At 56.0% G+C, this 20,002-nt stretch carries 19 protein-coding genes; 5 read left to right on the top strand and 14 right to left on the bottom strand.

Translation table 11 applies throughout. The annotated features are described in order from the left end of the window. The 7 genes from AC6I8J_RS00205 to AC6I8J_RS00175 form a co-directional block, all read right to left on the bottom strand. Nucleotides 1-1,281: an MFS transporter gene (locus AC6I8J_RS00205; RefSeq protein WP_150014500.1), complete on the bottom strand. Its 1,281-nt coding sequence runs from the start codon at nt 1,279-1,281 to the stop codon at nt 1-3. A 32-nt stretch (nt 1,282-1,313) separates the two neighbouring features. After that, complete coding sequence (locus AC6I8J_RS00200) at nt 1,314-2,273, bottom strand: sugar kinase (protein ID WP_497824981.1); 960 nt, start codon at nt 2,271-2,273, stop codon at nt 1,314-1,316. A gap of 9 nt (nt 2,274-2,282) precedes the next feature. Then, nucleotides 2,283-3,032, bottom strand: a complete 750-nt coding sequence (locus AC6I8J_RS00195) for a sugar phosphate isomerase/epimerase family protein (protein ID WP_161733257.1) — start codon at nt 3,030-3,032, stop codon at nt 2,283-2,285. Nucleotides 3,033-3,171: 139 nt separating this feature from the next. Then, nucleotides 3,172-4,197, bottom strand: coding sequence for a LacI family DNA-binding transcriptional regulator (locus AC6I8J_RS00190; protein WP_161733263.1), 1,026 nt, complete (start codon nt 4,195-4,197; stop codon nt 3,172-3,174). A 65-nt stretch (nt 4,198-4,262) separates the two neighbouring features. Then, nucleotides 4,263-5,246 carry a LacI family DNA-binding transcriptional regulator gene (locus AC6I8J_RS00185; protein ID WP_497824980.1) on the bottom strand — a complete coding sequence of 328 codons (984 nt, stop codon included), beginning with the start codon at nt 5,244-5,246 and terminating at the stop codon, nt 4,263-4,265. Nucleotides 5,247-5,380: 134 nt separating this feature from the next. Next, nucleotides 5,381-6,043: an OmpA family lipoprotein gene (locus tag AC6I8J_RS00180; protein ID WP_161733267.1), complete on the bottom strand. Its 663-nt coding sequence runs from the start codon at nt 6,041-6,043 to the stop codon at nt 5,381-5,383. A 110-nt stretch (nt 6,044-6,153) separates the two neighbouring features. Beyond that, nucleotides 6,154-6,720, bottom strand: a complete 567-nt coding sequence (locus AC6I8J_RS00175; protein ID WP_285086902.1) for a DNA-3-methyladenine glycosylase I — start codon at nt 6,718-6,720, stop codon at nt 6,154-6,156. Between the two features lie 211 nt (nt 6,721-6,931). On the opposite strand from AC6I8J_RS00175, the gene AC6I8J_RS00170 reads away from it, so the two are divergent. After that, nucleotides 6,932-7,561: an autotransporter gene (locus AC6I8J_RS00170; protein WP_237566694.1), complete on the top strand. Its 630-nt coding sequence runs from the start codon at nt 6,932-6,934 to the stop codon at nt 7,559-7,561. A gap of 74 nt (nt 7,562-7,635) precedes the next feature. Beyond that, nucleotides 7,636-8,307 (top strand): hypothetical protein, encoded by a 672-nt coding sequence (locus AC6I8J_RS00165; RefSeq protein WP_222924802.1) that lies wholly within the window; start codon nt 7,636-7,638, stop codon nt 8,305-8,307. 147 nt (nt 8,308-8,454) lie between these two features. Here the strand turns inward: AC6I8J_RS00165 and AC6I8J_RS00160 are convergent, their stop codons facing one another. The 3 genes from AC6I8J_RS00160 to AC6I8J_RS00150 form a co-directional block, all read right to left on the bottom strand. After that, complete coding sequence (locus AC6I8J_RS00160) at nt 8,455-9,114, bottom strand: DUF2931 family protein (RefSeq protein WP_222924803.1); 660 nt, start codon at nt 9,112-9,114, stop codon at nt 8,455-8,457. Beyond that, nucleotides 9,105-10,979: a type VI secretion system family protein gene (locus AC6I8J_RS00155; RefSeq protein ID WP_222924804.1), complete on the bottom strand. Its 1,875-nt coding sequence runs from the start codon at nt 10,977-10,979 to the stop codon at nt 9,105-9,107. Before AC6I8J_RS00155 ends, AC6I8J_RS00160 begins: the two co-directional genes overlap by 10 nt. Before the next feature lie 96 nt (nt 10,980-11,075). Beyond that, complete coding sequence (locus AC6I8J_RS00150; protein ID WP_253420573.1) at nt 11,076-11,459, bottom strand: hypothetical protein; 384 nt, start codon at nt 11,457-11,459, stop codon at nt 11,076-11,078. Between AC6I8J_RS00150 and dnaT the strand changes: the two genes are divergently transcribed. The 3 genes from dnaT (at nt 11,428) to AC6I8J_RS00135 (ending at nt 14,037) form a co-directional block, all read left to right on the top strand. Further along, nucleotides 11,428-11,964: a primosomal protein DnaT gene (dnaT, locus tag AC6I8J_RS00145; RefSeq protein WP_135907382.1), complete on the top strand. Its 537-nt coding sequence runs from the start codon at nt 11,428-11,430 to the stop codon at nt 11,962-11,964. The genes AC6I8J_RS00150 and dnaT overlap by 32 nt on opposite strands. Then, the gene (gene dnaC, locus AC6I8J_RS00140; protein ID WP_033734618.1) at nt 11,964-12,704 is read left to right on the top strand and encodes a replicative helicase loader DnaC; all 741 of its coding nucleotides are present in this window, start codon (nt 11,964-11,966) and stop codon (nt 12,702-12,704) included. The genes dnaT and dnaC overlap by 1 nt, the downstream gene beginning before the upstream one ends. 199 nt (nt 12,705-12,903) lie before the next feature. Further along, nucleotides 12,904-14,037 (top strand): ROK family transcriptional regulator, encoded by a 1,134-nt coding sequence (locus tag AC6I8J_RS00135; RefSeq protein WP_161733277.1) that lies wholly within the window; start codon nt 12,904-12,906, stop codon nt 14,035-14,037. A gap of 27 nt (nt 14,038-14,064) precedes the next feature. Here AC6I8J_RS00135 and AC6I8J_RS00130 read toward each other — a convergent pair whose 3' ends face one another. The 4 genes from AC6I8J_RS00130 to AC6I8J_RS00115 form a co-directional block, all read right to left on the bottom strand. Continuing rightward, on the bottom strand, nt 14,065-15,516 hold the full coding sequence (locus tag AC6I8J_RS00130) for a sugar porter family MFS transporter (RefSeq protein WP_497824979.1): 1,452 nt from the start codon (nt 15,514-15,516) through the stop codon (nt 14,065-14,067). Nucleotides 15,517-16,022: 506 nt separating this feature from the next. Then, a complete protein-coding gene (gene xylR / locus AC6I8J_RS00125) occupies nt 16,023-17,201 on the bottom strand; it encodes a D-xylose utilization transcriptional activator XylR (protein ID WP_161733279.1) in 1,179 nt (392 codons plus the stop codon). Nucleotides 17,202-17,294: 93 nt separating this feature from the next. After that, nucleotides 17,295-18,479, bottom strand: a complete 1,185-nt coding sequence (xylH, locus tag AC6I8J_RS00120; protein ID WP_497824978.1) for a xylose ABC transporter permease XylH — start codon at nt 18,477-18,479, stop codon at nt 17,295-17,297. Beyond that, nucleotides 18,472-19,992: a xylose ABC transporter ATP-binding protein gene (locus AC6I8J_RS00115; protein ID WP_497824977.1), complete on the bottom strand. Its 1,521-nt coding sequence runs from the start codon at nt 19,990-19,992 to the stop codon at nt 18,472-18,474. Before AC6I8J_RS00115 ends, xylH begins: the two co-directional genes overlap by 8 nt. Between the last annotated feature and the right edge of the window lie 10 nt (nt 19,993-20,002).

Below are 20,002 nucleotides of genomic sequence, written 5' to 3'. Positions count from 1 at the left end.
TCAGGCCGGTTTGGCACCCTGCAGCGGCGGGGCTTTATTCTGTGCCGGTTTCACAATCAGCGTCAGCCACACCGAAACCAGCAGGGCCGATCCCATAAAGATGTAGGACGCGGACGGGCTGCCGGTGGCTCCATTAAGATAGCCGACAATCCATGAACCGATGAACGACCCCAGCGCACCCATACTGTTGATCAGCGCCATCGCGCCCCCGGCGACATTACGTGGCAGCATCTCAGGAATAATGGCGAAGAACGGTCCGTAAGGCGCATACATCGCGGCACCGGCAATCACTAACAGGGTGTAGGACATCCAGAAATTCGTCGATCCCACCAGATACGAGCCAAGGAATGCCAGCGCGCCAATCAGTAGCAGCGGCCAGACGAACAGCTTACGATTCTGGGTTTTGTCCGACGCCCAGGAGACCACCACCATCGCAATGGTCGCCGCCAGATACGGCACCGCTGAGAGCCAGCCTGCTTCTACCATGCCCATCTGCGTACCGTTGCGCAGAATCGACGGCAGCCACAGTACAAAGCCATACACGCCGATGCTCCAGGCAAAGTACTGCAGGCAGAGAAGGATGACGTTGCGGTTACGGAACGCTTCGCCGTAGTTACGCACCGCTTTGATATTTTCCTGCTCTTTCTGCAATTCAGCCTGCAATGCCGCTTTTTCGGCATCACTCATCCAGCGCGCCTGTGCCGGTTTATCCTGCACAAGGAACCACCAGGCAATCGCCCAGACCACCGCCGGAATGCCTTCGAAGATAAACATCTCGCGCCAGCCAAAGGATTCAATCAGATAGCCCGACACCACCGACATCCACAGTACCGTGACCGGATTACCCAGGATGAGGAAGGTGTTGGCGCGCGAACGTTCCGATTTGGTGAACCAGTTGCTGATATAGATCAGCATCGCGGGCATCACGGCGGCCTCCACGACGCCCAGAACAAAGCGAATCGCGGCCAGCATCGGAATGTTGCTGACCACGCCGGTCAGCGAGGCACAGCCGCCCCACAGGATGAGACAAACGAAAATCAGTTTCTTAACGCTGCGGCGTTCGGCGTAAATGGCCCCGGGGATCTGGAAGAAGAAGTAACCCAGGAAGAACAGCGCGCCGAGCAGCGAGGACATGCCTTTGGTGATGCCGAGATCGTCGTTAATCCCGGCAGCAGAAGCGAAGCTAAAATTTGCACGATCGAGATACGCCAGGCTGTAGGTGATAAACACGATGGGCATGATGAACCACCAGCGTTTTGGCGCGATTGTCTGCTTTTTCATCGGGAACTCCTGTGACTGTAGAGGGGCGCGAACTACACGTCGCCCAGTTGCTGACGCGTCGGCAGACCTTCGCTGTCACCAATGACCTGAATTGCCATCGAACCAATCTTGTTACCGCGGCGAATCGCCTGCGGCAGCGACTGACCTTCCAGCAGCGAGCTGATGACGCCAACGGCAAAGCCATCACCGGCACCCACGGTATCCACCACGTTATCGACCTTGACCGCCGCAACCTGGCCCTGTTCGCCCTGCGCGGTTTTATACCAGGCACCGTCACAACCGGTTTTAATCACGACGGCTTTCACCCCCCTGTCGAGATAGAAATCTGCGATCGCTTCCGGCTGACGATAACCGGTCAGAATCAGCCCCTCTTTTTCGCCCGGCAGCACCCAGTCGGCATATTCCGCCAGCAGATTGAGCTGCTTACGCATCTCCTCTTCGCTGCGCCACAGCACCGGCCGCAGGTTCGGATCAAACGAGATGGTTTTGCCGCGTGCCCGCATCTCTTTGGCGGTGTGCTTCAGCAGGTCTAATGAGCTTTCTGACAGCGCTGCCGCCACACCGCTGAGGTGCAGATGGCGCGCCGCGCCGAAATAGTCCGCGTCAAAATCATCGACCGACAGATGGCTGGCAGCCGAGCCTTTACGGAAATATTCCACCAGCGGATCGGAACCGTCATCGACTTTGGATTTGAGCTGAAATCCGGTGGGATAGCGCTTATCGACCGTCACCCGGGTGTAATCGATACCCTCTTTTTCCAGTTGCTGGCAGATAAACCGGCCAAAAGCGTCATCGCCGATACGACTGACCCAGCCCACTTTCAGGCCAAGACGTGCCAGGCCGGTCGCCACATTGAGTTCTGCACCCGCCGCGCGTTTAACAAAGGTCTCTGCTGCGGCCAGATCGCCGGTCTCGCGGGCGATAAACATTGCCATCGCCTCGCCGATGGTGACAACATCGAGTGGACCGTTGTGATGATTAGTGTGCGTCATATCTGTTCCTTACACGTTACGCAGCAGCGACACGTAGTGGCGCGTCACCGCAGTCAGATCGTCGCCTTCCAGCGGAAATTCAATACCGCGCGGCGCGCGGGCGGGCAGCTGTTGCAGCAGCGTGCGCCAGTGGTCATCAGCCTCATCCAGCGCAATCGCCCGGAAGCTATCCTGATGCGGCACGGCGGCTTTAACATGCACATAGCCCACCTGCGCGGCCAGCTGCGTCGCTGCCTGATCGGCATCCTCGCCGGTCCAGCACCAGTTACCCATATCAAAGGTCATGCTAATTGGCAGATCGGCTTCGCGCACCGCCGTGAAAAACGCGACGGACGGTGCCAGTCGGCCATGTTCGGTCTGGTCGTTTTCCACGGTCAGTTGAAACGGCAGATCCGCCAGCAGCGCCTGCAACGTTTCGCGAGGCAGCGCACCCGTAAAGTCTCCCAGCGCCACTTTCAGCCGCTGAGCGTTTAGCTGGCGTGCCTCTTCAACGTAGTGGGTTATGCGTGGATTGATTTCGCCGCCGTCACAAAACAGCGTATCCGGCACTGAATAGCTGGCATGCAGCTGATGCTCCGCTATCGCCCTGGCCAGCGCCGGCAGATCGGCCAGCGCCGCATCATCAAGCAGTTCGCGGCGGATTTCGACCCCGTCAGCACCCGCCTGCCGGATGACTGGCAGCAGCGCAGCCTGACCGCCGAGTGCGGCGATCTGCGTGTGGCCATAAGCGGCGGTCACCACGATAATGTCAGGTTTCATGTTCTACTCCATGGCAGAGGTCTGCCCATAACGAATAGAAAAACCCTAAATGGAACCGGTTCCAAAGCAAAGCAGCAAACTGTGAAATTATGATCGTGCTCACGAAGCGAGCATGTAAACAGAAGGTTAAATCTGAAATTCAGCCAAGAGGCTGGCTGGAGCCACGAACAATCAATTCACCCGAGAAGACCTGCTCCGCAACAGGCAGTTCACTGCCCTCGATGCGCGCAATCAATCGCTCCAGCGCACTGAAACCAATCTGCCAGGTCGGCTGTTTCAGCGTGGTAATGCCGACACCCGCCAGCGCCGCCCACTCAAGTTCGTCAAAACCGAGCAGGCCGATATCACGGCCCCAGTGCAGATTGAGCCGCTGCAGCGATCGCGCCACCTGCAGCGTCAGCGCGCCGTTGGCCACCATCACCGCGCAGCGTTTGCCGGTGTGACGCTGCTGAAAGGCCTGAAGCGCCTGGTCCAGTGCGGCGGGCTGGTGCAGCGGCACTTCCGCATTTTCATGCTCAACCTGCGGATGCGCCGCCAGCAGCTGGCGGAAAGCCTGCAGACGCTCGCGTCGTGTATTCACGCTGCCCAGGGGCTCGCTGAGAAACAGCAGCGCGTCATAGCCATTGTCGACCAGATGGCGTGTGGCCGTCTCGGCCGCTTCGGCATTGTTCAGGCCCACCACATCGCAGGGAAAGTCGGGGATTTTGCGATCAATCAGCACCATCGGCAGCAGGGATTGTTGCAGATGGCTGAGCACCTCTTCACGCATGCCGACCGCATTAACCACGATGCCCTCAACCTGATAGCTGCTCAGCAGTTGCAGATAGTGCTGCTCCAGATCCACTTCGTTGTTGGTGTTACACATCAACAGCGTGAAGCCCTGCTCCCGGCACGCAGCTTCAATGCCGCTCATCACATCGACGGAATAAGGATTAGTAATGTCGGCGATAATCAGCCCGATCAGGCGGGTACGTCCGCGCTTCAGGCCGCGCGCCATCTGACTCGGACGGTAGCTGAGATCCGCAATGGCCTGTTCAATCCGCGCTTTTAAGTCGGCAGAGAGCAGATGCAGCTCGCCATTGAGATAGCGTGAAACGCTGGTTTTACCGGTTCGTGCCGCGTGAGCAACATCGCTGATGGTGGCGCGAGGCGGCCTGATTTTCATGAGATATCCTGCGAAATAAGAAACCCGGCAGAGACTAGCACAAGCGAAGCCCGGCGCAAAAAGTGCTAGGCCGGTAATTGCAGCCAGGGTTGCCACAGGGTCTGTAACGTTTCCGGCGGAGCGCCATTGATCAGCCTGATAACCATGTCAGCCACCTGTTTGCCGGCCTGATGCGGCGTTGCCTGCCGAATCGCAGCAATGGGATGATCGAGAATCGCATCACGCGGTAATCCTTCCCAGCCTGCGAGCAGAATGGCGTCCTCGCCCGCCGCCCGACCAGCCTGCTGCAGCGCCAGGGCTGCGCCTTCAGCCAGCGCAGCGCAGTCGGTGATAATCACTTCCGGCGCGGGGTCCTCTGCCAGCCACTCACGCGTCTGGTGATAACCTGCACGGCGCGACGGTGCGACTGCCGCCATCGCATAAGGCGCAACGTCACCCAGCGCCGTCAGATAACCCTGACGCCGGTCACGTACCCGCGTGCTGTTTTCATTGCTGCCGAGCCAGGCTATCCGCTGCCGTCCCTGCGCCAGCGACCAGCCCACCGCCAGTTGTGAACCGGCAAGGTGATCAACATCAAACCAGGCATAGGTGGCTGGCAGATCGCTGCGGCCCAGCGCCAGAAAGCGAAAACTGGTCTGCATTAGCGCATTCAGTCGGCTGTCATCTGGCGTGGTATGGCCGACGATCAGGGCATCGGCGGCCCCACTGCGCAGCAGGCGCGTCAGGGTTGAGTGACTCTGCTGCTGTTTATCCGCCAGCAACAGCAGGTTAATTTCATGCCGGGCAAGATGATGATCCAGTGCCAGCAGCATATCGCTGAAGTCGCTACCACTCAGCGAAGATTCAATGACCGGATAAACGAGCCCTACTGCATTAGCACGGCCGGTTTTCAGCCGCCGGGCCGCCGCATTAGGTCGGTAGCCGCGCCGCTGCGCTTCCTCTTCAATGCGTTTACGCGTCTCCTGAGCGACATCCTGATAACCATTAAGGGCGCGGCTGACAGTCGTAACGGAAAGACCTAAAACTGCAGCGATGGCTTTAAGAGACATGGGGCAAATCCACTGATCAATTTTTGATCAGACTACCATAAGGCCTCTGCTGGCTCTATCCGCAGACACATTACTGGTGCTTTTAACGTGATGCTTTACAGAAAAGGTGCGCCCCCGGTCGGGGGCGACCGCGACTATCCCAGCGGGGTGAGCGTGATTTCAACGCGACGGTTTTGTGCTTTGCCTGCTTCGGTGCTGTTGGTGGCAACCGGGTTATCCGGGCCTGCACCCTGTGTGCGCAGGCGATCGCTGGCAACACCCTGTCCGATTAACGCACTGGCAACACTTTCAGCACGCTGCTGTGACAGACGCATGTTCAGCGCGCGACTGCCAGTACTGTCGGTGTAACCCACGACGTTTACCGCGGTTTTCGGATACTCTTTCAGCACCATTGAAACACCGGTCAGAGTGTTGGCACCGGCAGGTTTCAGATTACTGCTGCTGGAGTCGAAGGTGACATTGTTTGGCATATTCAGGACGATGTTATCGCCGTTGCGGGTCACGCTGACGCCGGTCCCGCGCATCTTGTCACGCAGTTTCGCTTCCTGCACGTCCATGTAGTAACCCACGCCACCGCCCAGGGCCGCGCCGCCTGCGGCACCAATCAGCGCACCTTTACGACGATCTTTCTTCGACGATGAGAGCACGCCAACACCGGCACCGACTAATGCGCCAAGGCCCGCGCCCACGCCTGACTTACCCGCCTGAGATTCGCCAGTGTAAGGATTGGTGGTACAACCTGGCAGGGCCAGACTGCCGCTTAATAACAAGGTGATGGCGATTAATTTCTTCTGCATTTTTGTTCCCTTACATTTGACACACAGGGGAAAACCTTTCCCATAAGTGGCACGATTATGCCGTCTGGTGACAGAGAATGTAGTGCGGAAAAATCCTGATTTACCGGGAATCACGCCTTTTGATTGGCAGGATGGCAAAAACAGTTGCTCTGATGATCGTTTATCAGCCCACAGGCCTGCATAAAGGAGTAGCAAATTGTAGGGCCGATGAATTTGAAACCACGCTGCTTCAGCGCCTTCGAGAGCGCAATAGCCTGCTCTGACGTGGTGGGTGCCTGACTGTAATCAGGATAATGGTGAACAATTTGCACGTTATCGACAAACTGCCAGACGAAGTCGCTGAAATGCTCGCCTTTCGCTTTCATCTCAATAAAAGCGCGAGCGTTAGCGATAATGGCGGCGATTTTGCCAGGGTGGCGGATAATGCCGCTGTTGAGCATCAGCGCGTCGATGTCGGCAGCATCCATCTGCGCAATAGCCTGCGGATCAAACTGATGAAACGCTGCCCGATAATTTTCACGCTTTTTCAGCACGGTAATCCATGATAATCCCGCCTGCTGTCCTTCCAGACAGAGCATCTCAAACAGTGCACGCGTGTCTCTCTGCGCCACACCCCATTCCCTGTCGTGATACGCCAGATAGAGGGGATCCTGCGTTACCCAGCCACATCGTTGCATCGTTTTGTTCCTTTATAACGAGAATATTTTAGCGGTCCGCTTGATCTTAGAATTAATCGGTTGATAGTTAAACGATCACCGGTTAAATAACAGAGACGGCCCGAAAAATTCATTAAGACGCCGGATAATAACTTCAGCCTGGCCTGGAGATGCGATGTTGCCGAGAAGCGGTTGGAAAGGTCTGCGGACCTGCTGTGCTGTAGGGCTGTTAATGTTAACGCAACCGACGTTTGCCCGCGGCGGCATTTCTGCGCCTCAGCATGCTGACTTTCTGCCCGACTACGACACAATTCTGGCGGAGAAGATCGCCCTGACGCCACTTGCTTTCAGCGATGAGAGCCGCGCCCTGTTTGAAGCTGCGATTAATTCTCCCACTGCTTCCCCCATCGCTCTGCACAGTGAAACCGGTAGCGTAGGCACTACGCCGCTGGGTAAACGCTATCGGGCGGGCGTTAACCTGCCGATTGCGCCGTCATTCACCACCGGTCCGGTGGCGCAGTATGCGGTCGATCCCCAGCAGATGAACTGTCTGCAATGTGACTACAGCGATCAGCAGAGCCGTGAGCAGAGCGCCAGCGTCGGATGGCGCATTGATTCGCAGCAGGGATGGATATCGCCCTGGGCGCAACTGAGTTACCACTATCTGATGGCGGATACGCCGCAGACCCCCCGGCGCGAGGCGGCGAATGGCTCGGATCAGTCTGACGGTATTGATTTAAGCATCGGTGCACAAATGCCACTGAACGATAAACTGGCGGCTTTCGCGTCATTTTCACAAAGCGAAGCGCTGAACAACGACGAGCAGCAACTTTACACCTTTGGCTTTAGCGCCAGCTTCTAGCGGGGCATGAAAAGAGAAAGAGAATCGGGCGTTTAAAATATAATGAGTCCGCTAATCATTATACTGGTAACAAAATGCGCAACGATTTGACTATTATTGGCCGTGAAATGACGGTCTTCATACTGGCAGCACTCTTCCTCGCTCTGATGATATTGCCCATCTATATTGATGTGGCCTGGATGAATGATGCGCTGCACGAAACTTCTTTTACTGAAACCACCCAGGAAATCATGCTGGCGGTGATTGCCGCCCTGTTCTTTATTGCGGCCCAGCGCCGTCCGGCTCAGCGCGGCGCGCTGACCTTAGTGGCGGGCTTCTATAGCTGTATGCTGATCCGTGAGCTCGACTTTGTGTTTGATGCCATCCAGCATGGCAGCTGGATCTGGTTCGCCCTGGCGGTGACGGCCGGTTGCCTGGCCGTCGCGCTGCGGACGCCGAAAAAAACCCTGCATGCGCTGGCCAGGCTGCTGCAACACCGCAGCTGGCCGGTGATGGCCTCCGGCTTTTTAGTGGTGCTGGTCTTCTCACGACTGTTTGGTATTCATGCGTTGTGGCAGCACCTGATGCTGGGCGATTACAACCGCGTGGTGAAAAACATGGCCGAAGAGGGGACCGAGCTTCTGGGATACAGCCTCTGCTGGCTCGCCTCGGTGCGCTATTTATGGCAGACCCGTCCGATCGCCGCTGTCAGTGCGACCCAACCCGCCGCTGCCCGTCATACTACGTCTCCGATAACCTCTCACTGACCGCGGTCGTGCTTTTTTTGGCGATCCGACCAGGGAAAGGAGATTTTGGCAATTCCTGATTATAAACCGTTCTTGTATTGATGCTTTTTAATTCACAGGTATGCTCTAAAGAATTCTGAGGAAATCCTTTAGAGCTTAACGTTATGATTACCATTTACCGTAAGGGTATTTTTTTCCCTTGATAAAGGCAGGCGTGTCTCCATAGTATTTATATCCATTTGGATGTTTGGTTATCCCTTTACAGATATCCAGTTTATCCCCCGATAAAGTTTTCAGGACTGACGGCGTGATGCGATAGTTAGGCTCCGCATTGATCCCCTGCAGCCAGACAGCTACCTTTCCCTCGGGAGCCAGACCAATCTGTACTCTGTTGTAATATGCCGTTCTCCCCCAATAGTCTTTCTGCTCAGCCGGCCTGATCATTTTATCCAGTACGGGTTTAGGTATAGTCAGAGTGGTCTGGTACACCTTTTTATCGATAATCGAGTCCCAGCAGAAAATAATATGCCTTGGCGGATGCTCAACGTGATTCCAGTAGCCACCAGAAGCACGATCATTGTCATTCCACTGTCCGATAACCCCTGGCAGAGCAGATGTACGGTTCAGGGTATTAAATTCATAAACTTTATCATCGGCGTCCTGAACTACTGCGTACGTCACCAATGCCGGTAGTGCTTTTGGGGTGAAAAAATCAAAGGTCCATTCTGTCGGCTCATCGTTCTGAGGAGCACCAGTTGTGTGTGCTTCTCCCTGACAACCAGTCAATGCGAGAATGGTAAAAAGCCCTGCCATGCCTTTTATTTCCATATTTTATTTCCTTCCATATCGTAAACCGTACGCTGCCAGCGCTCGTCTGGCCGGTTAGTAAAGGTCACAAGCTTTGCCGGTCTGACTGCACCACTGATCATTCCCTGATTATTCCTCACCACACCGTTCCAGTTGGCTGAACAGTGAATATATTTTTCGGCCAGCATCAGGATTTCGGAAGTTGTAAAGCCCTGTACAGATTGACTATTCCGGACTGCACGTCCCATGACAATTGCTTTTTCACTCAATGCGTTCATTTCTGCCCCCAGCGCGAAATCAGGATTAGTCTCATCGACAGGCTCAAACACCACACCGGCATCCTGTGCCGCATCAAGCATCACCCGTAGCACCACCTTCGACCAGTCGTTACGTGTTAGCCTGTCAATAACCAGCGCCGCACCACTGCGCTTTTGTAGTATTCCGTAGCGATCGGCTGGCATTCTGTCGTCATGCCAGACATCTGCACTTACCTTCACTGCATTCAGCAGCGGCGCTATCGCTGGATAGCCATCCATCGTTTTAAGCTGCGCGCAGGTCTGCTGATAAATCCGCGTTTCTGTATCGGGAGTAGAGAGTGGTACGGTTTCAAACTCCGGCCGGGTAAGGAAACAGGCTTCGCGTTCCTCCGGGTTGTAACCTCCGCCAATGTCTGAGTGCGCACCCGGCAGAGCCAGCTCCGGCCATGCCGGTTTGAGGCTGTTTAGCGCAAAGTTAAACCGGCATTCGTGTTGCGCGGTGATATGAAATACCTTTTCCGCCACGCCCGGACGCAGCACCAGGTTAACCTCACCCGTATCTGCACTGTGCGGGTTTAGGCCATTGACTGGCGTTCCGATGGCAGCTACGGTATCAAATATTCCCAGAAATCGGGTTTTACCGCCGGGCGTGCCAGAGAACTCAACATCACCCAGCCCGATCTTAATTGCCGAGACAATGGTGCTGTCCTGGCTGAATATCCGGTTGGCAAAATGCCGCGCCGCTGCGGCTCCACGGCTGAAGCCAAAAATATCAAACTGCAGCTCTTTGATGACACAGGTTCGCGCAGCGGCGTGTCTGTTGAAATACCCTTGAATAGCGGCAGCCAGTATGGCAACAGCTTTATCTGTTTTTCTCACTACACCGGTATCGCCCCGGCCGGTACCCATCCCGTAAGTGCTGTCGCCCGTGCCGTCCTCCGTACCGATACCTTCGATATAAATGGCATACTGACCGGTTCCCGTATCGGGCCTCACATCCGGGCTATACAGCGTATTAAGCCAGTATATGTTGCTGTAATATCCCAGATAGCTTCCAGCTGCAGTACCGCTGACTCCACGATTCAGTCTCAGGCACTGCTCTAATCCAGACGTAGCCTCCGCATCATTCATCCCAAAATGTTCACCGGAACAAGCGGCCTGCCGGTCGCCGCTGTTATTCGCATTGTTGCCCGTCCCATCGAAAAACACACCGATGGTGAGCGTGATTTCCCGTTTCTTCTTCGCTGCCTGTGCACGCTGTTCAGGCTCAGACTGCTGTGCTTTTCTCTCCGCAGCTTCAGCCCGTTCGGCCGCACGGCCGGCATTGCTGTCGATCTCGTAAGTGTGTGTGCTGACAGAGGGAATAAACCGGGCACGACAGGGACAGGAGCTGTAACTGTGAAGTGAACCCGCCCACTCCTTCAGGACACCGTTCACCTCATAGGTGTCCCCCATACCGCCACAGACGCGAAAGCGTCCTTCATGCTTACCGCATGTCACCGGATCGCCCGTCCGTACTTGCTGACGCTCAATGCCGCCGATGATGTAGGTGTCATCAGATGCACCGCTTAGAATCCGTCCGCCGCAAGTGGTTTTATCCAGGTGATACAAAAAAAATCCTTCAGTCATAATCCCTCATGAACTTTGTGGCTATAAAGTAAGCGCATCATACCTCATTCATGACTTAACCCAAATATCAGGCTCCTGTCTGCCACTAAAGCATGCTCAGGCAGCAATCTTATCCGCCGTTTGCCGTGCACCAGAATCCTGAGCTGGAGGACGTACAGGATTCTCTGATGCACTTAATGATCGACCTTTTGCTCTGTTACCTTCCCAGCCTGTATCTCCGTTAAATTCCCTGATTTGACACTGGCAGCACTTCAGCCATTTCTTGTGCGACAACCCGGTCATCCGGTTGATAATCAGGTTATTGGTGGTAGTCATCATCACATCGCTATCTGGCTCTTTGCTTACGGCCCTTTTTAAGCGATCCGCATCATTAAAAAAGGTACAATAAACACTTCTGCGTCGGCGACGGGTTCCCGGCGCAAGGTGTTCGTTAACCTCAGGTCTTTTCATGTCAGCTAAAATCTTAACTTCAACGCTCATTGGCCTGGATGCCTTCCGACAGGATCCGCTGACTGCCCTGCAGCAGGCGGAAAAGGGCACGCTGGCGGTGTTAGATAATTATGCGCCGGTGATGTACGCCATCACGCCGGCGCGTCTGGCTGAACTGCTGGCGCTGGAAGCCGCCGCCCGTCAGCCGAATGATGTCGCACTGGATGACAGCCTCTATGACGATGCGCCCGCCGCAATCCACACGCCAGCAGGTAAATTTGTCATGTATCCGGGCTGGCAGCCGGATGCCGACTTTACGCGTCAGGCCGCCATCTGGGGCGTGGCGCTGAGTGAACCGGTGACGCCCGGCGAGCTGGCGGCCTTTGTGGCCTACTGGCAGGCGGAAGGCCGGATGTTCCATCATGTGCAGTGGCAACAGAAGCTGGCGCGCAGCATTCAGATGAACCGCGCCGCAAACGGCGGGCAACCGAAGCGTGATATCACGCAGTTGCCTGATCCAGACCGTACCATTCCCGATGGTTTCCGAGGTGAATGATGAAAACGCCAGATGATCTCTTTAACCGTCTGAAAAGAATGATGCCTGCGGGCACCCGTCCTAAATTTGCCAATGGCGAAGAGCTGCTGGCGTGGAATCAGGAGCAGGGTCGTCTGCGGTCAGAGGCCATTGTGCGTGAGAACCGCGCAATGAAGATGCAGCGCGTGATGGGCCGTTCCGGCATTCGCGAGCTGCACATGAACTGCTCGTTTGATAATTACCGGGTCGAGAACGAGGGACAGCGCAAAGCGCTGGAGCTGGCACGTCAGTACGCCGCTGAGTTTGATGGCAGCATCGCCAGTTTTGTCTTTTCCGGGCGTCCTGGCACCGGTAAAAACCACCTGGCCGCTGCGATTGGTAATGACCTGATCCTGCGCGGTAAAAGCGTGCTGATCGTGACGGTCGCCGATCTGATGTCGAGCATGAAGGGCACCTTCAGTGGCAGCAGCGGCATTACCGAAGAGCGACTGATTCAGGATCTCAGCAGTGTTGATCTGCTGGTGATTGATGAGATCGGTATGCAGAGCGAGTCACGCTACGAAAAAGTGATTATCAACCAGATTGTCGATCGCCGTTCTTCATCGAAACGCCCGACCGGCATGTTATCCAACCTCGACCATGCAGGCATGAATGCGCTGCTGGGCGAGCGCGTCATGGACCGTATGCGCCTGGGCAACAGCCTGTGGGTGCGTTTCGACTGGGAAAGCTATCGCAGTCGGGTGCGCGGCGACGAGTATTAAACAGAGGCTACGCCGGGTCATTGCGCTAATGAGGCCGCCGGTACAGTAGAAAACCCGGCGTTAATCCGGCGATCTGATCGCCGTCACGATCTCAGCCACATCCGATCGGGTTGTGTGAAACAGCCCGCAAAAGTGTGGCATGAAGAATACGCCGGGGCTGATACACTCAATTCTAACTCCTCTGTTGGGTGAATCCGTGATGAAAACGAACGGCAAAGGCCCCGCACTATTGCGACTCAATAACCAGAAACGGGTGATGGCTCAGCTGCGTAAGCTGCGCGTGACGTCCCGTCAGGATCTTGCGGAGGCGCTGACCCTCAGCAAAAACACGGTCTCATTAATCATTGATGACCTGCTGGAGCAGGGTCTGATAGAGGAACTGGGGCCGGTCAGCGCCGCAGCAGCCGGACGGCCTAAAATCGGGATCACCCTGCGGCCGGAAAAGCTTAAGAGCGCAGGCGTCATGGTGGAACGCAACGTAATCCACTGGCGCGTCTGCGACTACTTTTCACAGGTGCTGGCAGAAGCGACGCTGCGCACCGATACCAGTCACCCGACTCGCCTGCTGGCTGAACTGGCTATGCTGTGCCGGGAACTCACAGAACGTTATCCCGACCTGCTCGGTATTGGCCTTGGCTTCCCCGGCATCGTCGATCCCCGGCGCGGCTGGATGCATATTTCATTGCCGCTGGAATGGCAGGATGTTGACCTGCTGACCACGTTGCGCAAGCACGTCCGTCTGCCCATCCTCATTATGAATAATGTTAAAGCTGCTGCGCTACTGGCTGTCGAGCAAAGTGGATTATCGCCGGAGAGCGGTCATTTTTATCTGCGTATTTCCGAGGGGATTGGCGGCGCTCTGGTACAACAGGGGCAGGTATTTACCGGACATAGCTGGACGGCGGGCGAAGCAGGACATCTGGTTGTCCAGCCTGAAGGGCCACGCTGCAGCTGCGGCCGCCGGGGGTGTCTGGAAGCGCTGGTCAGCAAGCCCACGGTGAATCAGCAGCTGGCGCAGCGTCAGCCGGGCCTGAGCTGGCAGAACCGCGACAGCGCTCCGCGCGTGGTGGATGAGGTGATGACGCAGGCGGGTGGCTATCTTGGCGCGGCGCTGAGTCAGATTATGCTGCTGCTCAATCCCGCCACCATCATCATTGATTGTCCGTGGAACGTCAGTGAGCGCTTCTGCAAGGCGGTGCGCGATACTGCACACGGCAACGCGCTGGCCTTCACCGCCGCGCACACTCAGCTGCACTTCCCGGAAACCCGTATTGACCCGGCTAACGGGCTGGCGCTGGCGGTGCTGGAACAGAGTGAGCAGCGGGTGGGGTGAGCGAGCCCCCACAGACTGCCCTCTTCTTTATGATCGCGTCTCACTGACCGGTGCATCTGTCCGTTCGCCCGCCTCACGCGGGTCGACATTAAACTTCTCCAGCACACGCGCGTGAATTTTCTCCAGCGGCATCCCAGCCGTTTCCGGCAGATAGCGGAAAGTGAAGAAGTACATAGCCAGTGAAAAAAGCGCAAACAGTAACAGCGGGAAGCCACCGTGGAAAATCTCAAGCAGAAAAGCATTACTGTTCAGAATCGGGAATGTGGTGCTGATGACAAAATTGGCCATCGACATGGCGCAAATGGAGATGCCGACACAGATTGAGCGGATTTCTGTCGGAAACAGCTCGCCCAATACGGTCCAGACAATCTGTCCCCAGGTCATGCCAAAGAAAACCATATAGGCAAACAGTCCCACCACCGCCAGCAAGCCGGGCAAACGGTAATAGAAAGCAATAAAGGTATAGGCAAGGAAAACGGCAGAGGTAATCGCCCCCAGCAGTAACAGCTTACGGCGCCCGACTTTATCAATCAGCGCCATACCCATCAGCACACCCGCAAACTGACATACGGAAAGCCAGAAGGTCTGGAGCAGCGCCGAATCCGTGCTGCCGGACACATTTTTCAACAACGTTGGCCCGAAATACTGAATCACATTGATGCCGCTAATCTGATTGCCGACGGCCAGTCCGACACCAATGATGAGCAACGGCACCGTGGTTTTGTTCAGGCGGAATCGGGATTTATGGCGAGTCGCCGCCTCATCAGAGAAAGAGTGTTTAATTTCATTGAAAACGGTGCGGGCATGGACCGGGTCAGAGATTTTGCTCAGCGTATCCAGTGCTTCTTTGTCTTTGCCTTTCAGAACGTTCCAGCGCGGTGATTCCGGTATAAAAGCAATGAAAAAGATAAACAGCGCACAGGGCACCAGCGCGGTTGCCAGGATATAGCGCCAGCCTGTATCGACCATCATCTCTGGCAGCATCGATTTATTAATATAGTAGTTGGTGAGCAGAACCACTGATTGCCCACCGACGCAGCACACCGCATAGAGCGCGCTGGTGCGACCGCGATACTTCGACGGTGAAAGCTCCGCCAGATAGATTGGCGAGATCACCGAGGCCAGCCCAATGGCTAATCCGCCAAGAATACGAAAGGCGACAAAGGTGAAGAAGTTATGGGCGATGGCAGTCCCCACCACCGAGGCAGTAAACAATAGCGCCGTGATAGCGAGCGATTTTTTGCGGCCAAATTTATCGCTCAGCTTTGGCGCAATAAAGCAGCCAACCAGACTGCCAAGCAGGATATTAGACACTGCCCAGCCGGTTTCTGCCGGGGTCAGCTGGAAATAGTCACTAAGCGGCTCAATAGCGCCAGAGATAATCGACGAGTCATAGCCCATCAGCAGGCCACCAAAAGCGGCGACGGTGCAACAGAGCATGACATATTTCATGTTGTAACGTTTTTGCCGGGTTTCCATTTTTACAGGCTCCTTTTCTCTACTGCCTGAACCGCATCGGTTCAGTAACAGGAGGCGTGACAGGTCAGAGGTTCAGAAATTTCAGCGAGCAGACACCCGTGAAATATATTTTCTAAATGGGTAAATTTGGATTAATTCTTTCGAAAGTGTGAGGCAGGTTGGAAAAAATTATAAACTTGCTGAGTGATAATCCTTAATAAAGATCATATTAATCAATGAGGTAAAAGATAACCCGGGCGATGAGGTTTTTCCATCAAGGGTAAATACCTGATGACAGAAGAAATATCGTCTGAAGCGGTCCGTCTGGGACTGATAAAATATCCCGCCAGCCCTCTGCCTTAAATGCTGATTTTTAAGCTCTAAATCTAATGAGGCTGGGCCGTTCCGGCTGGCAGATTAAGCCTGCGAAGATGGCCTCTGAACTGACAGCGAGGCATCAGGATGAAATATAATTTTCATCCTGCCCATTACATGAAAACCCGGGCGTTCTTTACTCCGGTCTGTCGTTAAAGCAGGTTTTCCCCAAAGTGCTGCCGATATTCTTTCGGCGTGGTGTCGTAGCTTTTGCGGAAGACTGAGTAGAAGTATTGCAACGAAGGATAGCCGCACATCTGCGAGATCTCGTTGATGTTGAGCGACGAGGAAGCCAGCAGTTCGCGGGCTTTTTCCAGCTTTTCGCGATGGATCATTGCATGAAGGGTGTCGCCGGTCTCATCCCTGAAGCGTTTTTCAAGATTAGAGCGTGACAGCCCGACCGCATCCAGCACCTGCTCCACTTTAATCCCCTTACAGGCGTTGAAACGGATGTAGTGCATCGCCTGAATCACTGCCGGATCGCGCAGAGAACGGAAGTCAGTCGAGCGCCGGGCGATGACTTTTACGGGCGGCACCAGAATGCGCTGTAGTGGCAGGGGCTGCTTATCCAGCAGCCGATGCAGCAGTTTGGCCGCCTGATAGCCCATCTGTCGTGAGCCCTGTGCAACGGACGAGAGCGCCACGCGTGACAGATAGCGGGTCAGCTCCTCATTATCAATCCCGATCACCGTAAGCTTCTCCGGCACCGGTATTTTCAGATGTTCGCACGCCTGAAGCAGGTGTCGCGCCCGTGAATCCGTGACGGCGATAATGCCGGTTTGCGGCGGCAGCGTCTGCAGCCAGTCGGCGAGACGGTTCTGGGCGTGCTGCCAGTTTTCCGGCGCGGTTTCCATGCCCTGATAGACTACGCCCTGATAACGCTCGCGCCCCACCAGCTGACGGAACGCCTGTTCCCGCTCCTGTGCCCAGCGCTTGCCACTGGAGGCCGGTAAACCATAAAAGGCAAAGCGGTTAATGCCCTTCTCTTTCAGATGCAGAAAGGCTTTCTCCACCAGTGCGGCGTTATCCGTGGCGATGTAATGCACGGGTGGATAATCCTCCTGCCGATGGTAAGAACCGCCAACGCCGACAATCGGCACAGAGACATTCGACAGCAGGCTTTCGATGGAGCGATCGTCATAATCGGCGATCACGCCATCGCCCAGCCACTCACGGATATTGTCGATGCGACAGCGGAAATCTTCTTCAATGAAGATATCCCAGTCAGTCTGCGACGCCTGCAGATACTCTCCGACGCCCTCAACAACCTGGCGGTCATACACTTTATTGGCGTTAAACAGCAGTGTAATGCGATAGCGTTTATCATGCATGGTGGCGCGTTCCCTTAAATCCTCAGCGCATTGCATAACACGGCTGAAAGGGGCAAAAAAATTGTTTGCGCCACAATGTGATCGCCCGCGCGATTACACCCGACGCCGCGTTGCGGTATCCATCCACACCGCCAGCAGCAGAATCGCGCCTTTAACGATGTACTGCCAGAAAGTCGGCACATCCATCATGCTCATGCCGTTATCCAGCGAGGCCATGATAAAGGCACCCATTACCGCGCCCGCCACCGACCCCACACCACCCGCCAGGCTGGTGCCGCCGATCACGCAGGCGGCAATCGCGTCGAGTTCTGCGATGTTACCCGCCGATGGCGAACCGGCGCCCAGCCTTGAACTCAGGATCAGCCCGGCAATCGCCACCATCACACCGTTGATGGCAAACACCGCCAGTTTGGTGCGCGTTACGTTAATGCCTGACAGCCGCGCAGCATCAATGTTGCCCCCGATGGCGTAGATACGACGGCCAAATGCGGTGCGGGTGGCCATGAACATGCCCGCCAGCAACAGTACGGCCAGCAGTAACACCGGCGTCGGTACGCCGCGATAGTCGTTGAGCAACCAGATAGCACCGAGCACTAAGATGGCGGTGATCGCCTGACGCCCTACGGTGCTGCTGGCTGGGCCCTGCGGCAGTCCGAGCTGCTGACGACGCAGACGCAGACGCCACTGCCACAGCATAAACAGCGCCAGCCCGGCAACGCCAAAACCGAAACCGACGCCGCCCGGCAGATAACTCTGTCCAATCTGCGACATGCCCGGCGTGATGGGCGCAACCGTAGTGCCGTCGGTAATTCCGACCAGAATGCCGCGGAACGCCAGCATTCCCGCCAGCGTGACGATAAACGACGGCACTTTACGGTAGGCCACCCACCAGCCATTCCAGGTACCGAGCAATAGCCCCATCACCAGCGTCACCACGATGGTCAGGGGCAACGGCCAGCCGAGCCAGACGTCGAATATCGCCGCCGCGCCGCCCAGTAACCCCATCATGGAGCCGACTGACAGGTCGATCTCCGCCGAGATAATCACAAACACCATGCCCACCGCCAGGATGCCGGTAATGGCGGTCTGACGCAGCAGGTTAGAAACGTTACGCGCACTGAGCCACGCGCCGTCGGTGGTCCAGGTAAAGAACAGCGCAATCACCACAATCGCGCCCAGCATCACCAGAACCTGCAGATTGGGCAGCGTGAACCTGCCCGGTGAGGGTTTGCCCGGCGTGCCGGAGAGGCGGCTTTGGGTACGTTCACTTTTAAGCATAATGTTCACTCCGCAGGGCAGCTTCCATCACCTGCTCCTGAGTCAGGTTATCGTTAATCAAGTCGGCTTTGATCTGCCCTTCATGCATCACCAGCACCCGATCGCTCAGGCCCAGCACTTCCGGCAGCTCAGAGGAAATCACAATCACCGCGATACCCTGCTGAACCAGCGCATTGATCAGCAGGTAGATCTCCTGACGTGCGCCCACATCAATGCCGCGCGTCGGTTCATCGAGGATCAGGATTTTTGGATTGAGCAGCAGACATTTCGCCAGAATGGCTTTCTGCTGGTTGCCGCCGCTTAACCGGCCAATCGGCAGTTCTGATGAGGAGGTTTTCACCCGCAGGCGGGTGATCGCGTCGTTGATCGCCTGCTGCTCCTGCGCTTCATCCAGCGTTGAGAGTCGGTGGCTGAACTGGTCCAGCGCCGCCAGGGTGATATTTTTGCCCACCGCCATCAGCGGCACGATGCCATCCTTTTTGCGATCTTCAGGCACCATCGCGATACCGTGCGCAATGGCAGCGCGGCAATCGGTGATGCTGACCTGCTGGCCATTGATCCAGATATCACCCTGCCAGCGTCCTGGCCAGACGCCAAACAGACACTGCACCGTTTCGGTCCTGCCTGCGCCCACCAGCCCGGCGATACCCAGAATCTCACCGCGTCTGAGCGTGAACGAGACATTGTTAACGCGGCGGATGTGGCGGTTAACCGGATGCCAGGCGGTGAGGTTATCGACTTTCAGTATCACATCGCCAACCTGATGCGGCGCGTGAGGATAGAGCGCGGTCAGCTCGCGTCCGACCATCATGGTGATGATGTCATCTTCGCTCAGACCCGCCGCCGGACGGGTCGCGATATGCTGGCCGTCACGGATCACGCAGATGGTGTCAGAGATCGCCTTTACCTCATACAGCTTGTGTGAGATGTAGATGCAGGCGATGCCGTGTTCACGCAGATTACGGATGATACCCAGCAGCACATCCGTCTCCTGCTCCGTCAGCGATGAGGTCGGCTCATCCAGAATCAATAGCCGGACCTGTTTGTTGAGGGCGCGGGCGATCTCTACCAGCTGCTGCTGGCCCAGGCCTAACTCACCGACCCGGGTCGCGGGAGAGACGTTCAGCCCGACCCGCGCCAGCAGCTGCTGGCAGCGCAGGGTCATGGTTTCATCATCCACCATGCCGAAACGGCTCAGTTCAGCACCAAGGAAGATGTTCTCCATCACGGTGAGTTGCCGCACCAGCGCCAGCTCCTGATGAATAATCACAATGCCTTTACGTTCGGTGTCGCGAATGGTCTGCGCCTGAATCTCGTCGCCAGAGAAGTGAATCTTCCCTTCAAAATCACCGTGCGGATAGAGTCCGCACAGGATTTTCATCAGCGTCGATTTGCCCGATCCATTCTCACCGCACAGCGACATCACTTCACCTGCCTCAAGTTGCAGGCTGACATCATTCAGCGCTTTCACAGCACCGAAACGCTTGGTGATGTTTTTCATTTCCAGCAGCATCGACTGTTCT

The sequence above is a fragment of the Pantoea sp. X-Soil-ISGK-355 genome (assembly GCF_059730805.1).
The sequence above is the reverse complement of the archived record's forward strand: the minus strand, read 5'-3'. Positions and strand labels throughout refer to the sequence as shown.

Coding starts and splice junctions, on each gene's coding strand:
- xylR (WP_161733279.1), bottom strand. CDS start 17,201: ATGCATGATAAACGCTATCGCATTACACTGCTGTTTAACGCCAATAAA.
- AC6I8J_RS00195 (WP_161733257.1), bottom strand. CDS start 3,032: ATGAAACCTGACATTATCGTGGTGACCGCCGCTTATGGCCACACGCAG.
- AC6I8J_RS00135 (WP_161733277.1), top strand. CDS start 12,904: ATGAAAACGAACGGCAAAGGCCCCGCACTATTGCGACTCAATAACCAG.
- AC6I8J_RS00165 (WP_222924802.1), top strand. CDS start 7,636: ATGCGCAACGATTTGACTATTATTGGCCGTGAAATGACGGTCTTCATA.
- AC6I8J_RS00170 (WP_237566694.1), top strand. CDS start 6,932: ATGTTAACGCAACCGACGTTTGCCCGCGGCGGCATTTCTGCGCCTCAG.
- dnaC (WP_033734618.1), top strand. CDS start 11,964: ATGAAAACGCCAGATGATCTCTTTAACCGTCTGAAAAGAATGATGCCT.
- AC6I8J_RS00190 (WP_161733263.1), bottom strand. CDS start 4,197: ATGAAAATCAGGCCGCCTCGCGCCACCATCAGCGATGTTGCTCACGCG.
- AC6I8J_RS00150 (WP_253420573.1), bottom strand. CDS start 11,459: ATGAGCGTTGAAGTTAAGATTTTAGCTGACATGAAAAGACCTGAGGTT.
- AC6I8J_RS00185 (WP_497824980.1), bottom strand. CDS start 5,246: ATGTCTCTTAAAGCCATCGCTGCAGTTTTAGGTCTTTCCGTTACGACT.
- xylH (WP_497824978.1), bottom strand. CDS start 18,479: ATGCTTAAAAGTGAACGTACCCAAAGCCGCCTCTCCGGCACGCCGGGC.
- dnaT (WP_135907382.1), top strand. CDS start 11,428: ATGTCAGCTAAAATCTTAACTTCAACGCTCATTGGCCTGGATGCCTTC.
- AC6I8J_RS00115 (WP_497824977.1), bottom strand. CDS start 19,992: ATGCTGCTGGAAATGAAAAACATCACCAAGCGTTTCGGTGCTGTGAAA.
- AC6I8J_RS00200 (WP_497824981.1), bottom strand. CDS start 2,273: ATGACGCACACTAATCATCACAACGGTCCACTCGATGTTGTCACCATC.
- AC6I8J_RS00180 (WP_161733267.1), bottom strand. CDS start 6,043: ATGCAGAAGAAATTAATCGCCATCACCTTGTTATTAAGCGGCAGTCTG.
- AC6I8J_RS00205 (WP_150014500.1), bottom strand. CDS start 1,281: ATGAAAAAGCAGACAATCGCGCCAAAACGCTGGTGGTTCATCATGCCC.
- AC6I8J_RS00160 (WP_222924803.1), bottom strand. CDS start 9,114: ATGGAAATAAAAGGCATGGCAGGGCTTTTTACCATTCTCGCATTGACT.
- AC6I8J_RS00175 (WP_285086902.1), bottom strand. CDS start 6,720: ATGCAACGATGTGGCTGGGTAACGCAGGATCCCCTCTATCTGGCGTAT.
- AC6I8J_RS00130 (WP_497824979.1), bottom strand. CDS start 15,516: ATGGAAACCCGGCAAAAACGTTACAACATGAAATATGTCATGCTCTGT.
- AC6I8J_RS00155 (WP_222924804.1), bottom strand. CDS start 10,979: ATGACTGAAGGATTTTTTTTGTATCACCTGGATAAAACCACTTGCGGC.